The organism is Actinomadura sp. WAC 06369, assembly GCF_003947565.1.
In the GTDB taxonomy this organism is placed as follows: domain Bacteria; phylum Actinomycetota; class Actinomycetes; order Streptosporangiales; family Streptosporangiaceae; genus Spirillospora; species Spirillospora rifamycini.
The window spans coordinates 1-13,493 of sequence record NZ_QHJN01000198.1 but is presented as its reverse complement, the minus strand read 5'-3'; the positions used below and the strand labels follow the sequence as shown (position 1 = coordinate 13,493).

Genomic DNA, 13,493 nt, shown 5'->3' with positions numbered 1-13,493 from the left:
CGGTGGGTTCGGGCGGCGGGTCGCCGGGGGCGCGGAAGGGGATGACGGACGCGGCCATCGAGGGTCTCCGTTCTTATCCGCTGAGTCGCGGCCCGGGTTCTGGAGGCCCGGGGGCGTCGTTATCCGCTGAGTCTGCCAGGGATCTCAGCGGATAACGACAGTTATCCACTCAGTTGCCTCAACGTCCCAGTCGCGCCACGGGACGACTTTGTCAAGCACTGGGATCCCGGAGCTGCGCAGACGCGTTACGAAAAGGTCGCCATAGTTGCACATAGGCCTGAACAGGGGAAATGCAGTCTGATGGATGCTATGCTCTCTCTCAGATCGGGCCGTAGTGTGCCCGACACCATAAAGCCCTTGAGTCCCTAGCGGGAGTCGAGGGCTTTTTTGCTGTCTCCCCCCCACTACGAGAACGGCCCCGCCAGACGGCGGGGCCGTTCTCATTCCGAAAGGAACCGTGATGCCCCTCCTCACTTCCGAGCTGGCTTCCCTGCCCTGGCCGGTCCTGCTCGTCGGCACCTGGCTGTTCACAGTCGTTGTCATCGCGGCCGTGATCTACCGGATCGCCAAGGCTGCGATCAACAAGACCGATGCTCGTGACCTGCCCAATGTGCTCATCGCGCTGGCGCCGCTGCTGACTGGTACGGCGCGGTCCTTGACCAGGCTGCCCGGCCCAGCAGTCACGCAGCTGCCAACCGATCCCGCAGCATCGCCAGCACCGATCCCGCAGAATGTCGAACAGGCACCCGGCAGCGGAGGGCAGACGCAGTGAGTCCGCGACGCAGCACCCTCAACGACCCGACGTCGCGGCTGGCCATCTGCGAAGACGAGCTCCTCCAACGCGTGTTGGACGGCCTGTCGTCCCAGCGCGAGGTAGGGGTGTTGACCCTAAGATTCGGACTGACCGACGGCCGGCCCCAGACGCTGGACGAGATCGGCCGGACGTACGGGGTCACCCGGGAACGTATACGGCAGATAGAGCAGAAGGCCATCGCCCGCCTCCGACACCCGAGCAGAACAGGTGTACTGGCTGTTCCCGACGGGGGCCTCATCGACTTCCGCAGGAGGAACGACCGCCTTCCCACGGATGAACAGATCGGCGTCATCCGGTGCGGCAGCTGCCAACGTCGCTTCGTCCCCAAGAACTACGCCCAGGATGTAGGCGGCCCCTGGAGCACCCCCAGAGCAGGACGTCCCCGGAAATACTGCTCGAACAGGTGCCGACAGGCCGCCTACCGGATCCGGAAAGCCCAAACCGAGAAGACCAAGGTCAAAGCCTCCAAATCATCGCCCAACAAGAACCGCCTCAAGAGAAGATGACCGGCAAGGGCAGGCGTCGGCGAAGCTCTTAGGAGTACGAGTCTCGCCGCCCTGCCCCTGGTCCAGCGCAAGCCTTACCGGACACCCCGTTGACGGCCAGCCGGGTATGCCGCCCGGGCAGCTCCGAAGGAGCAGACTCCCCGGCCTCCTGTGGGATCGCTTCCGGGGCGGGTTCCGTCTGAGCGGGTGTGAGCCAACCACACCACCCCCCACTGCTCCGGAGCTGGGGCCGGCGGGCGGCGCGCCTGGCACCGGTGTGCCTGGGCGTCCTTGTCGGCTTGACCGCGGCCGCCTTGGTGCTGTGGATCGCGCTGGGGCCCGGCGCGCTGTGGGTCCTCGAGCACGCCGACAAGGTGAAGGCCAACGAACTGGAGGCCGACAAGCGGGCCGAGGCACTGGACCGGGTCCGCGGCCGCGCGGTCGCCATCGGCACTGGCCTGCTCGCCCTCGTGGCGATCGTATTCACCGCCCGCACCGCCCGCGCCGCCCTCGCCAGCAGCGACGCAGCCCAGCAGACGGCCGCCGCGACCGAACAAGGCATGGTGACCGGACGGTACACCGCCGCCATCGAACAGCTCGGCTCCGACAAGCTTGACATCCGCCTCGGCGGCGTCTACGCCCTGGAACGCATCGCCCGCGACTCGATGCGCGATCACCCCACCGTCATCGCCGTCCTGGCTGCCTTCGCCCGCGAGCACTCCCACGATCCCGACGCCCACACCGCCCCAGCCCCGAGCACCTACGAGGCCAATGACGCGGCCTCGGTTCGCGTACGGTTCCGGCCTGATATCCAGAGTGCTCTCACCGTCATCGGCCGCCGCAACACCGAGCACGACTTCAACCCGCTCGACCTGCGGCTAGCGAACCTGACCGGCGCGAACCTGACCGGCGCGAAGCTGCCTCTTGCCGATCTGAGCCGCGCGGACCTGACCCGCGCAGACATGGCCGGCGCGATCCTGATCCTCGCGGACCTGACCAGCACGAAACTGACCTACGCGAACCTGCGTAGCGCAGACTTGCGCGAAGCGGTCCTCGTCCGCGCGCTGACCGTCGATGTGCACCTGGACATCAGCGTGGACTTCGGCAACGCGAACTTGCCTGGCGCGAACCTGACCGACGCGTCCTTGGCCCGCGCGAACCTGGCCCGGGCGAACCTGACCGGCGCGGACTTGACCGGGGTCGACCTGAGCGGCGCGAATCTGACCGGCGCGATCCTGATCCGTACAAAGCTGAGCGGCGCGAACCTGGCAGGCACAGATCTACGAGAGACGCTCCTGACGGAATCGAGCGTACGAGCGGCGGGCGCCCATATCGACGAGAGAACCCAATTCGGGCCGCCGCCGGTGTGAGCAGGAACAGGGTGCAGCGCCCAGGCACGACGCAGCGCTACACCACAGCACCTCGGCGACAGCCAGCATGACCCTGGAATTCGACGACGCCCACTGGGCGCCGTCGTCACCGACGGCGGCGCCGTCCGGGTGAAGGTCTACGGCGAGGTCACGACACCACGCCCTCCTGGCCAGCGCGCCGAATGGGAAGTGCCGGAGCGCTGACCCATACAGGTCATCACTCGACCTCGATCCCGGTCCGGGCCGCTCCTTGGGGGACGGCCGGTCGGGTGGCCCCGGGGTGCGATTCCCCTCGCCGCCGACCACGAGGTGACGCCCGATCCGGATGGTTGGTTGACGTGCCGTCCCCTGTTGGTCATCACCCGGTGTTACCAGCAAGTTGCCGCTACAACTGGTGCCTCAACAACCACGGGGAGGCCCATGTGAAACGAGTCCTCGCGACTGCGGCGGCCGCGGTAACGGCGCTCGGAGTGATGGCAGTGCCAGCGGAGGCCGCGTCGCCGGTGCAGATCTACCGGGTGTACTTCGACTCGCCAGGGAAGGACACCCGGTCGAACGCGAGCCTGAACGGCGAATGGGTGCAGCTGTACAACGCCACATCCACGGCGCGGCAGCTGAAGGGTGTGAAGCTGCGGGACAAGACGGGCTACACCTACACGTTCGGGACGTTCACGCTGGGGGCCCGCAAGAGCGTGTACATCCACACCGGGAAGGGCTCGAACTCGGCGACGCACCGGTACTGGGGCGGGACGGGGTACGTGTGGAACAACACGGGCGACAGCGCCTACCTGCTCTACCCGAGCGGTAAGACGGCAGACTCGTGCTCCTGGACGAGCGCGGGGTCGTCGAAGTACTGCTGACCCTGGCGGGTGCCCGGTCTCCTTGGTCCATGGTGGCCGCGTCGGAGACCGGGCTTTAGGGGGCTGGCCGATGAGGTGTGCCCGGGTGGGAGACCCGCCGGGAGCACTACCGAGCCCCCTCCTATCAAGGTGGCCCATACACAGGTATGGGCTGTGTATGGGCGGTGTGGGACCAGCTTCAATCGTCAGCGCCGTTTTCGCCCCTGGGGCAGTGGCCGGCCCATGGTGGCGTGACGCTGATCGACCCGCGCGCAAACCGGCGAAACCAATGGCCCGGTCGCGCCAAGAACGCCGACGCGGGGTTCTCGTCTTCTTGTAGTGCCGGATCTCGCAGTCTGGATCGACTGTGAGATGACGGGACTCGACCTGTGCAACGCCGTTGTGGCCTTGCACTGTTGTAGGGCATCGGGTGTGCTGGGAGAGCGGGTCTCCTGCCTCCTGGACCGCTAATTCCTTGGGCAGGAGGCCCGTCCTCCGGCCGGGGGCTCAGCGCTGGGTCAGCCAGTAGAGGACGCCGGCGCCGAAGGCGCCGCCCAGGGTCCAGGCCGCTCCGCGTACCGCGGCGAACATCGCCGCTTGGCCCAACCGGTTCGCCTTGCGCGTGAACCTTCGCCACCGGCTCGGCCCGGGCCGGTTCCGTCCCTTCGGCTCCACCGGTGGGGTGCTGGAGCGCTCGACGGCACGGCCGGGCCGTTCGACCTCACCATGCCGCCGCTTCAGCCCGCGGGCCCCCCTCGCCCGGCGAGGACTGCAGACAGACATCTTCTCTCCTCCAAGATCCTTTTCTTGGCGCCCCGGGTCCCCCGTCCGCTCATTTCTTTCTGGCGAACAGCGGAGCGCGTCTGTTCGAACGAGTTACTCAAGATCCTGGTAGCTTGATCTGTCTTCCCGGAAGTGGGGAACGCACATGCGCGCCGCTTTTTTCGCAGGCTTCCTCTTCCCCGTTCCGGGGAGGAGGACCCCCAACGCCCGCAAATGACCCCCAGGTCAGGGCGGTTACCTCCTCCCCCGGGCCGGGGAGCCCGAGCAACAGGGAGAGGTGACACCCCCCGGTGTCGCAACACAAAAAAGACAATTGGGGCATCAGGGCCGACGTTCCGGCGGTCGTGGAATTCGTCGAGTATCTGGATGAGGTGATTAGGGCACGGACCTCGCACAACCGGCTCATCAAGGCGGCCGGGGTGGGCAATGGCAAGCTCGCGACCTACCTCAACGGCGAGCACGTTCCCGATTGGCGGGTGGTGGAGCACTACATCCTCCGCCCGCTGACGGAGGGGTTCACGCCCGCGGTACGGGTGGAGGAAGTCGAGACCCTGCGCCGGCTGCACCGCGAAGCGTGCGCGGTCCAGGCGCCGCGGCCTCCCACCCACAAGGACCAGATCGCTTTCCTGGAGCAGGACCTGGCCCAGGCCTGGCGCAAGCGCGACGAGGTGCAGCGCCGCCTCGACGAGGCACTCCGGCAGGCGGCGACGGACCGGCAGCACGCGGCTCAACTCGCCGACGTCGTCACCGAACTGCGCCAGCAGGTCGAAAGCCTCACCAAGGAACATCTCCGCCTGGCCACCGACCTTGCCTCGGTCAAGCAGGAGTACGGCGAGGTCTCCCGCTACAAGGGACGGATCATCGCCGAGGGCCAGCAGAAGATCGCTGTCCTCGAGCAGGCCATGCGCGATCAGCACCGCACGCTCGACGACCTCCAGCAAGCCCTCGATCAGCATGAGCAGCACAAGAAGATCCTCAACGAGCACACCGAGTACCTCCGCGGAGAAATCGCCCTCCTGCACGCCAGACTCGCCGAGCAGCGCAAGCTGTTCATGAGGCTGATCGTTCACCTGATGAACAAGCCTCTCGGGCAGATCCTGCGCAGGCAGATCGACGACCTCGAGCGACGGCTCGCACGGCAAGAAAAGACGATCGCCCGGCTCACCCGGACCAACGCGCACCTGGCCGCAGACCTCGACCGCGCGAACGCCGAACTCGACTTCCTCCGCGCGCCCCTGCCGGCGACGGAAACGGCTCCGCTGCTCGTCGTCGACGACTTCCCCGAGGAGGAGGCTTCCTGACGCCCAAGGCCGCGCCGAACCGGTTCCCCGGACCGGGGAACCGATACCGGCGAGACATGCGGGCACGACGGACCACGATGACGCCCAGTGCGCCGCCCCACGCCTTTCACCAGCCTGAACGCAAGGTTCCCCGCTCCGGGGAACCCGAGGGAGCGAAGAAGCCCGCCAAGACAGCGCCTGTCTTGTGCGGGTCTGAGGTGAGATGGTCCTGAGCCGCGCTGCAGGTCAGGAGGCTCTCCACGGCTTGACCCTTGGCTCGGTCAATACGAAGACGAATGAGTCGGTGTCCCCGGCCTCGGGGACGCGCGCCACGCCGTAGCCAGCGGCGTACAGAATCTCCCCCAAAGCGTGCTCCATGATGGCCGTGGCCGTCCTCTCGAACTGCACCAGCGGGTGCTGGGGCTGATTGGGCTCCAGTTCGAACGAGTGGTCGTACAGGTCGTCCGACGCCGTCCAGCCCACCTCAACGCGGCCGCGCACCACGGAGACGGTGAACCCGCCGCTTCCCTTCGGAGACTCTTTGTCCGCGATGAGCCCGGCGGCATGGAGCAACTCGCGGACGTCCAGTGCGATGGTCTTCAAGGAAGGTTGGTCTGCCACTCCCGGCACGCTAACTGCAGGCTGAGACTCCCGCCACTGTCCAGGAGGAGACGTGATGACGCCGGCGCGTACTCCTAGCACGGTGTGGCTGCTGGCCGGGCTGACCGGGTCGGGGAAGACCACGTTCGCCAAGACGTTGGAGTCCCGTGGGGTGGTTCGGCTGAGTGTGGACGAGCTGGTGTTCGCCCGCCACGGCCGGTACGGCGTCGACTACCCCGAGCCCGACTACCCCGCCAAGGAGGCACCGGTCTTGGCGGAGGTCTGCCGGCGGATGGTGGAGCTCGCGGCGTCCGGCCACGACGTCGTCCTGGACCACGGCCTGTGGCGCCGCGCCGACCGCGACGCCGCCAAAGCGATGGTCCAGGCGGCCGGGGCGCGGTGGCGACTGGTCTACTTCGACGTCGACCGCACGGAGCTGGCCCGGCGCCTGACCGAACGCAACCGCCGCGCCGACGCCAACGCCCTCACCGTCACCGAGTCCGCCCTGGACGACTTCATCGCCCGCTTCGAACCCCTGCACGGCGAAGGCGAAGAACCCCCACCACCGATCGCATGAGATGCCTACCGCGCAGGCCAGGCCCCTCTACCCGAGGCCTCTACGCCCCATCTACCGAGGTAGGGCCAGGCGTCTACGCCCAAGGGTGAGGTCATGACGTCGTGAGCTCACGACGTCATGACCTCATGGCCTCATGACGTCAGCTCTTCAGGAAGGGGCCAATGCGGGTCAGCGGTAGCGGCGGGGCTGTCGTGGCGCCGAGTTCATCCGCTTCACGTCCCGAGCGCTCATGCCGAACAGCACGTTCGGCACCGTGTACTTGAAGGTGTAGCCGGCGATGAGAGCAGCGGCGATGAACTCGCCGTTGGTGACATATACGCCGGTTGCATGCTCCATCACGTGTTTCATGCCGTAGCTGCCGACGGTGGGGGTCTTGATCGGCGTGATGTTCTCGCGCAGCCACGCGGCGGTCTCCATCACTACGGCCTCGCTTCCGGCCAGCTCCTCGCGGCCGGCGGCGAGTTCGGTCCGGCGCTGCTCGGCCGTCTTGCGAAGCGGCTCGAAGACGCCGATGCCGAAGTAATTGAGCTGCGGGTGCTGCTGCATCACCTCGGCCAGGGTCGGCAGAGCGACCTGTCGACGGGCCACCATGTACGGCGTCCCAGCGGCTGCCTGGTAGACGCGGATCTCGGCCTTGCGGCGACGGTCCCTGGTCATCTCGTGCTCCATCTCGCGGGACAGCCCACGTCTACCCCGCCGCAGATATCGGATGACCTGGCGGAACGTTGCTGCGCGATTCGGGGAACCTTGTCTTCGCCGCCACGATGGACGTGGGCCACCATGACTCGGAGCGGGCAGGCGCAATCTGCCGAGGACATGCTATTCCCCAGCTCCGTCCCTGGAGAAGGTTTGCAGTGCAACCCAGCCCGATGAGCGGGACTTTTGTTCCGATGCTCGCTCCCTCGTTGCCGAGCGAGGCGGGGAAGCGGCTTGCGTCTGGACGGCCACGCCCCGCACGAGCTCGTCTTCGCCACGCCGACGGGCGGCCGCTGGACCGGTGGCGGCTCACCACCGCACTGCGCCGCGCCGCCCACGCCGCCGGTGTCGACCCCGCCCGGACTCACCCCGCACGTCCTGTGCCGCCACTACCGCCACCTTGCTGCTGGACGCCAGAGTCCCGTCGACCGCGTCCAGGCGATGCTCGGCCACGCCCTACCGGCTGCCGTCCCTGCTGTCCGGCGAGTCCTGACGCCGTCCGAGGATCTGCTGAGAGGTGTAGACCCACTGGCCGCGCTCGGGATGCACCCACGGCCGCCCGCGAGGTCGCTGGCCAACACCGAGGTTGGCGCCAGCATACATGTGTAGTATCATTCATACATGCCGGGCAAGCATACGCGGGCAGCCATCAAAGAACTGGAAGAAGCGGGATGGCAAATCACATACACGCAAGGCCATGCTCACGCCTACGCCCGCGCAGCATGCCCGGACGGCCCCGAATGTTGTTCGCCTCCGTTCAGCATCAACGGCTCACCCGCCTCGGATGAGAACCAAGCAAAGCAAATTCGCAAAAAGATGCTTCGACACGAGGCGCAAGCAGAAGCACGTAGGGAGGGCGAGAACGGATGAGCACCTACTGGTTCGAACTGCAGGTCGGCCCGGTCCAGAACCTGGAGGAGGCTGCCGACCGCCTGTACTCGCGCTGTGGTGACGCGATGCTGGCTGGCGACACCCGCGGCGGCATTGTCAGCTTCTCTCGCGAGGCCCGCAACGCCATAGACGCGGTTCTCACTGCGATCACCGACACCAACGAAGCCGGTCTGCAGGTAACCGGAGTCGTGGAGGACTTGGTCACGATTGACGACATCGCCGAGCGAGCTGGGAGAAGCAGCCAGGCCGTCAGCCACTGGATCACCGGTAAGCGTGGCCCCGGCAACTTCCCTGCGCCGACCCTGAACCGCATGTGGTCTTGGGCAAAGGTTGCGCAGTGGTTGGCAGACGCGCGGCTTGGCGACGTCGACGTGATAGCCGCAGAGACTGCCTCGGCCGTCGCCGAGGCGGACGTCCTTCTGCGTGCTCGACGTGTTCTGCAAAGGGCTCCGTCTGGTCAGCGCAAGGCACTCCGTGAACTCATCGACGCAGTGGGATAGTCGTTACTTTCCTCCTGTAAGCCGGGAGGGGATGCCTTGCCATCGACGGCGGCAAGGGCTAAGCGGAGGCGGGCATGGGCGGGCTCGGACCGCTAGATCGTTTGATAGGGGTTTGCTGAACCGGCAGCCGGCATGGTGAAGGACTCCGGCTATGGCATGGACAAGTCCCACCATGCCTTCTACTGGGCGCCAAGCTCATGCTGATCACCACCGCCGAGGGAGCGGCGTGCTCCTTCGACCTGGCACACCCCAAGGAAATGGACGAGCGCAAGCAGGCAATCCACCTGCTGCACATCCAGCAAGCCGCGCCGGGGCCGTGCCCGATCGTGTGCGACAAGGGGTTCACCGGGGCCGGGGCGGAGAAGGCCCCCGCCAGCCTGGGCCACGTCCTCATCCGCCCCGTCCGCCAAGACAAGCCCGCCCGCAGGCCGTGGTCTTCCCCGGCTGGCTGCGCCAAACGATCACTGATCGCCTATGACCACTGACCGGGGCACGCGAAAACCCCCATCAATGATCTAGACGAATTGCGCGCGAGGGCCGCCGACCTGTGCTCGATGCGGGTCGGCGGAGATATGGGCGCGCGAGCATGTCATACAGACCGTGGACATTGCCGCTGCGGCGCTGCTCACCGATCCCGCGTTGGCATCCGATCCCGGCACCAGTTCCTCGAGGACGCGGGACTACGTCACCACGTAAGAGGCCCCAGTGGCGCCCTCGCCCAAGCAGGGCGCCACTGGGATGCTTGCTGCCTTCGAGTTTCACTCCTCAGTCAAGGCGGCCGCCTCGACTTCGTCCAGAAGTGTGCGCAGCTCGGCAACGACGGCGCGAGCTTCGTCAGGACGGGCGCGGGCAGCGGCCCGGAACTCGGGTCGGCTGACCACACGCCGCACCACGGTCCGGAGCCGGTCGGCCTCGGCTGGCCAAGCTTCTGCGGGGTCAGCATCGCCCTCGGAGGACTCTGCGGGCAGTACACGCTGCTTGGCGGTCAGGTACTCCTGCAGCAGCTTCTCAACCTCCTGCCGGTCGAACCGGTCAAGGGGAAGGACAGTGAGCGCGCCCTTGAGCAAGGCGGCGGTGACCTTCTGTCCTGACCGCAGGACGGTCTCCATAACGAATGCTGCTGCTTCCTCGCCATGGCGCTTGGCCAGTGGAAGTAGCGTCTTCGTCTGGGCCTCGTTGAGGACGACCGAGTGAAAAATTTTTCGCAGGCTCCCGTGCAGGTACTCCCCGAGTGGCGCGACCTCCATGAGTTGGTAGGCACGGCGCGGTGAAATGTCGCGGTCGGCAAGGTAGGCCTTGAACGACGGGTGCGTCTCCCGCCACAGTTCGCCCCTCGAGATGCCGAGGAGGCTGTGGCCTTCGACCCAGAACATCTCGCCGGCAAGGTTCAGCGCGTTCTCGTAGAGCTCCAGCTCTTCGCGCTCCTGGGGGATGAGTTCGGGCCCGGTGGATAGCGGGTCGTGTGGCGCGGGAAGACTCTTGACGATCTCCTCGGCGCTCAGCCTGAGGTCCGTCTCGGCGGGTACAGCGATGCCTTCGGCCGCTGACCCGGCGGAACCTGTGTCGTGGGCGGGGGCGGTCCAGGGCGGGGAGACGTCGGCCAGTTCCTCTCGGCGGGCGATCAGCTCGTCGAACCCGCGGCGCTTCTTGTCGGCGGCCATCACCGGGCTCCGCGGCCGATGTTGAGCAGCAGTTCGGTGTGTACGGCGGCGACGTCCTCCCGGATCTTGGGGGCGTATCGCTCGTTCCACCGAGTGATGGGCACGCCAGCCTTGAGCGAGTTGGGCCAGGCCCGGTACTGCCGGACGAACGACCGGAAGTGCGGGATGCCTTGGTCTTTCAGCGTCTTCCAGGCGTCCAGGACGTGGTCGGCGCCGACCTGGGGGTTGGCCTTGGTGACCACCACGGCGTGCGGGACGCCAATCTCGGCAACGCGCCGCGCGGTCCGCAGCGTCGGCAGGATGGACTCGGGCTCGTGGTCGTAGGGGATCAGCACGAACGTAGACGCGCGGACGATCCGCGACAGGATGTCCCGGCCCTCAAGGCTGCCGGGGCAGTCCACGAACACGGTGTCGAACCCGCGCAGCCGGCGTACGTCGTCGACGCGGTCGGGGTCCTGTTCGTGGACGACCTCGTAGCCGGGGTCGTCCATCACGCTGGTGAGGTCGTAGGCGTTGGCCTGGGGATCGATGTCCCAGACGAACGCCCGGCCGTTGGCCTTGACGGTGTGGGCGGCCAACGACAGCGTCAGCATCGTCTTGCCGACGCCGCCCTTCTGGTTCGCGATGGTGATCAGGTAGCTGTCCGTGGTCCGGGCATGGTCCGGACCGGGTGCGCCGCTCGGAGCGGTGGCATCGGTGCTCATGGCGCTCACCGTCCCACATCGGAACCGAATGGTCCCGTAACCGCGCCTGATCAGCACCGACCCACCTCCTTGACGCTGTAAAGCCGTTGGCCGGGACGAGGGTTGGACCGGAGCAGTCGTCGGGCCAGCGCCGCGCCACGTTCGGCAGCGGCCGCGTGGTTTGCGGTGTGGCGTTCGGTGACGACCTTGGCGGCGGGTGGGGGCAGGTGCGTCTCGTGCGTGCTGCTGGCGTTGTTGTCCGGCTGCTCCGGCTGGTGATCCGGGCAACCGCGCGACGGGCCGTCAGCGGCGTCTTGGGCGCCGATCCGCTCTCGGACGGTCAGGGCGCACGCCTTGCAGGCCGCGTCGTGGTCGAGTTGCCAACCGTCTTCGCAGCGGATATCGGTGCAGTCGTAGTCGCGGCGCACCATCCGGTGGGCCATGGCGATGGGGGAGCGGACGACGTCGGCGGTGAGCTTGTAGCGCCAGTACTCCCAGTGCCGAGTGATCCGCTCGGTGAGCTCGGCGACGGTGCGGTGGGTGAGCTGGCGGGCGAGCTCGTTGGCGAGCCGGTCGGCTTCGTGGTCGGCGAGCCGCTCGGTCAGCTCACGGGGCAGTGCCCGCCACACCTGGGCGACGGCGGCCGCCGCCGATCGCCACTCCTGCCGCCGTCGCGCCGTCTGGGTCTTGGGTTTCCCGGCCGCAGGCCGCCCGTGACCGCAGGCCGCTCTTGCGCGCGCATGCACGCGCGCGCGCGTCACCTCAGGGTGACGCAAGCGGGAAGCCCCATGTTTTCCCGTCTCTGCACTACGTGCAGAGCGGGAAGGGTGGACAGTTCGCAAATTATGGTTCTGACTTGCGACTTCGTGAACGATCTCGGGATGCGGGCCGTCGGCGGGGGTGGTGGAGTCCTCCAGACCGGCCCGAGTCATCCACACGGGCACGCACAGGCGGTACTCCTGGGCCCGGTTGCCCTCGTACGGGTCGTGGCCAAATGTGCGGCCCGCACGGATCTTCGGGGTGGTGCCCAGCTCGGTCGTCATCAGATAGCCCCACTGGTGCAGGGCATCGATGTAGCGGGCGACGGTGCGCGTGCACACGCCCGTCTTCTCGGCGATGAGCGTGTGCCCGGGGCGGGCCCGGAGCGTCTCCCAGTCGGCGTACTGCAGCAGCACGCGCGCCACGGCGTAGAAGTTGCGGCGGGCGTCGCGGCGGCGCCAGTGCAGCAGCGGCCGCACGTCCCGGCGGAGCGCACGCCAGGTCTCGGCGAGCGAGCGGGCCGCGCGGGCCTGGTCGGGGGCCTGGCCTACCAGTCCGCGGCGGACGCCGGCGGACAGGTGCGGACGGGCGCGACCGCGGCCAGGACGGGACGTAACGTGCTGAGCACGGGAAGAAGAACTGTTCGGCGTGTCACGCGCGCATGCGAGACCAGCGCCGGGGACGGGTGCTATCGTCATCACCGACGTTCAAAGACAGGCTCGATCTGTCGCTCGCGCTCCGATGGTTGGCAGCCACGGGTAGGGGCACGAGAGACGGTCAAGCGGACCAGGTATGAGATTGTTTTGACGGGGCGCCCTACGGGGCGCTCTTTCTTTTGTCCGGGGACCTCCGAGTGGGGGCGGAGAAGAACAGTCGGCGCCGAGCCTAGTCCTCTGGCGCCCTGGAGTCCCGGAAGCGGCGCGGATCGGATACAACGCGTCGCAGCCCTCCCCACCGGCTCATCTGGATTCGTCGCCACGCCGGCGTCGGCGGCCGCGGCGACGAAATGCTGCGGAGCGGCGCTCGTGGGCACTGGCCTCTCCTGATGGGCATGTGACTGGTGTGATTTGGCGGGCCGAAGAGAGCCCGGTCCGCGACGGGGCGACGGACCGGGCTCGGTCTAGATCAGGCCGGTGAGGGCGGCCTGGCGGCCGCCGATCGCGGCCAGGACGAGTCGGCCGTGCGCGGCCTGCTGGATGTCCCGGCTGCGGATCCATTCCTCGCCGAGGCCGCGGACGCGGTCGACGGCCGCGCTGTGCATGGCGGCGTCGGCGGTCGCGGTGCGGGCGGTCTCGATGAGGTCCAAGACCTCGCGGGCGGTGGCGACGGGCTCGTCGGGGTGGACGGCCTCGGCACGCCGGGTCAGGTCGTGGATCTGTTCGGGGATCATCGCGTGGCCTCCTGGGGCTCCGGGCTGTTGGGGCGGCGGCGAGGGAGGGTGTCCAGGCCGTCGCCGAGTGCGTGGGCCAGGTCTAGGTACGCCTGCCGGTCGGTCGGGTCGGCGGGGGGCGGGCAGACCCCGGCGGCGATCAGCAGGGCCACCACCAGCCGCGGG

The 13,493-nt window shown here is 67.7% G+C and carries 13 protein-coding genes and 2 pseudogenes; 9 read left to right on the top strand and 6 right to left on the bottom strand.

What is annotated here, in order from left to right; all coding sequences use genetic code 11:
• Window positions 1-460 precede the first annotated feature (460 nt).
• The 5 genes and pseudogenes from DMH08_RS34440 to DMH08_RS34420 all read left to right on the top strand — a co-directional run bounded on the left by DMH08_RS34440 (window position 461) and on the right by DMH08_RS34420 (window position 5,592).
• On the top strand, window positions 461-772 hold the full coding sequence (locus tag DMH08_RS34440; RefSeq protein WP_125620257.1) for a hypothetical protein: 312 nt from the start codon (window positions 461-463) through the stop codon (window positions 770-772).
• A gap of 56 nt (window positions 773-828) precedes the next feature.
• Window positions 829-1,029: pseudogene (locus DMH08_RS42090) on the top strand (sigma factor-like helix-turn-helix DNA-binding protein); the annotation flags it as partial.
• 569 nt (window positions 1,030-1,598) lie between these two features.
• A complete protein-coding gene (locus DMH08_RS34430) occupies window positions 1,599-2,669 on the top strand; it encodes a pentapeptide repeat-containing protein (RefSeq protein ID WP_233617985.1) in 1,071 nt (356 codons plus the stop codon).
• Window positions 2,670-3,142: 473 nt separating this feature from the next.
• Window positions 3,143-3,529 (top strand): lamin tail domain-containing protein, encoded by a 387-nt coding sequence (locus tag DMH08_RS34425; RefSeq protein ID WP_199748141.1) that lies wholly within the window; start codon window positions 3,143-3,145, stop codon window positions 3,527-3,529.
• Window positions 3,530-4,635: 1,106 nt separating this feature from the next.
• Entirely contained in the window at window positions 4,636-5,592 is a 957-nt protein-coding gene (locus DMH08_RS34420) for a hypothetical protein (RefSeq protein ID WP_125620249.1), read from the top strand.
• 225 nt (window positions 5,593-5,817) lie between these two features.
• On the opposite strand, the gene DMH08_RS34415 is transcribed toward DMH08_RS34420, so the two are convergent.
• Entirely contained in the window at window positions 5,818-6,174 is a 357-nt protein-coding gene (locus DMH08_RS34415; protein ID WP_125620247.1) for a hypothetical protein, read from the bottom strand.
• Window positions 6,175-6,247: 73 nt separating this feature from the next.
• On the opposite strand from DMH08_RS34415, the gene DMH08_RS34410 reads away from it, so the two are divergent.
• The gene (locus DMH08_RS34410) at window positions 6,248-6,748 is read left to right on the top strand and encodes an AAA family ATPase (RefSeq protein WP_125620245.1); all 501 of its coding nucleotides are present in this window, start codon (window positions 6,248-6,250) and stop codon (window positions 6,746-6,748) included.
• A gap of 168 nt (window positions 6,749-6,916) precedes the next feature.
• On the opposite strand, the gene DMH08_RS34405 is transcribed toward DMH08_RS34410, so the two are convergent.
• Window positions 6,917-7,405 (bottom strand): hypothetical protein, encoded by a 489-nt coding sequence (locus tag DMH08_RS34405; protein WP_125620243.1) that lies wholly within the window; start codon window positions 7,403-7,405, stop codon window positions 6,917-6,919.
• 660 nt (window positions 7,406-8,065) lie between these two features.
• Between DMH08_RS34405 and DMH08_RS34400 the strand changes: the two genes are divergently transcribed.
• From DMH08_RS34400 to DMH08_RS34390, 3 genes and pseudogenes are all read left to right on the top strand, one after another.
• On the top strand, window positions 8,066-8,314 hold the full coding sequence (locus DMH08_RS34400) for a hypothetical protein (protein WP_125620241.1): 249 nt from the start codon (window positions 8,066-8,068) through the stop codon (window positions 8,312-8,314).
• Window positions 8,311-8,835, top strand: coding sequence for a hypothetical protein (locus tag DMH08_RS34395; protein WP_125620239.1), 525 nt, complete (start codon window positions 8,311-8,313; stop codon window positions 8,833-8,835). The genes DMH08_RS34400 and DMH08_RS34395 overlap by 4 nt, the downstream gene beginning before the upstream one ends.
• Window positions 8,836-8,979: 144 nt before the next feature.
• Window positions 8,980-9,298, top strand: a pseudogene (locus DMH08_RS34390) (IS982 family transposase); the annotation flags it as partial.
• A gap of 295 nt (window positions 9,299-9,593) precedes the next feature.
• On the opposite strand, the gene DMH08_RS34385 reads toward DMH08_RS34390, so the two are convergent.
• The 4 genes from DMH08_RS34385 to DMH08_RS34370 all read right to left on the bottom strand — a co-directional run bounded on the left by DMH08_RS34385 (window position 9,594) and on the right by DMH08_RS34370 (window position 13,328).
• Window positions 9,594-10,496 carry a hypothetical protein gene (locus tag DMH08_RS34385; RefSeq protein ID WP_125620238.1) on the bottom strand — a complete coding sequence of 301 codons (903 nt, stop codon included), beginning with the start codon at window positions 10,494-10,496 and terminating at the stop codon, window positions 9,594-9,596.
• A complete protein-coding gene (locus DMH08_RS34380; protein ID WP_125620236.1) occupies window positions 10,496-11,200 on the bottom strand; it encodes a ParA family protein in 705 nt (234 codons plus the stop codon). The genes DMH08_RS34385 and DMH08_RS34380 overlap by 1 nt, the downstream gene beginning before the upstream one ends.
• A 50-nt stretch (window positions 11,201-11,250) precedes the next feature.
• Window positions 11,251-12,417 (bottom strand): hypothetical protein, encoded by a 1,167-nt coding sequence (locus DMH08_RS34375; RefSeq protein WP_125620234.1) that lies wholly within the window; start codon window positions 12,415-12,417, stop codon window positions 11,251-11,253.
• A 641-nt stretch (window positions 12,418-13,058) separates the two neighbouring features.
• Complete coding sequence (locus tag DMH08_RS34370; protein ID WP_125620232.1) at window positions 13,059-13,328, bottom strand: hypothetical protein; 270 nt, start codon at window positions 13,326-13,328, stop codon at window positions 13,059-13,061.
• Between the last annotated feature and the right edge of the window lie 165 nt (window positions 13,329-13,493).

Coding starts and splice junctions, on each gene's coding strand:
- DMH08_RS34440 (WP_125620257.1), top strand. CDS start 461: ATGCCCCTCCTCACTTCCGAGCTGGCTTCCCTGCCCTGGCCGGTCCTG.
- DMH08_RS34425 (WP_199748141.1), top strand. CDS start 3,143: ATGGCAGTGCCAGCGGAGGCCGCGTCGCCGGTGCAGATCTACCGGGTG.
- DMH08_RS34410 (WP_125620245.1), top strand. CDS start 6,248: ATGACGCCGGCGCGTACTCCTAGCACGGTGTGGCTGCTGGCCGGGCTG.
- DMH08_RS34405 (WP_125620243.1), bottom strand. CDS start 7,405: ATGACCAGGGACCGTCGCCGCAAGGCCGAGATCCGCGTCTACCAGGCA.
- DMH08_RS34400 (WP_125620241.1), top strand. CDS start 8,066: ATGCCGGGCAAGCATACGCGGGCAGCCATCAAAGAACTGGAAGAAGCG.
- DMH08_RS34395 (WP_125620239.1), top strand. CDS start 8,311: ATGAGCACCTACTGGTTCGAACTGCAGGTCGGCCCGGTCCAGAACCTG.
- DMH08_RS34385 (WP_125620238.1), bottom strand. CDS start 10,496: ATGGCCGCCGACAAGAAGCGCCGCGGGTTCGACGAGCTGATCGCCCGC.
- DMH08_RS34380 (WP_125620236.1), bottom strand. CDS start 11,200: ATGAGCACCGATGCCACCGCTCCGAGCGGCGCACCCGGTCCGGACCAT.
- DMH08_RS34370 (WP_125620232.1), bottom strand. CDS start 13,328: ATGATCCCCGAACAGATCCACGACCTGACCCGGCGTGCCGAGGCCGTC.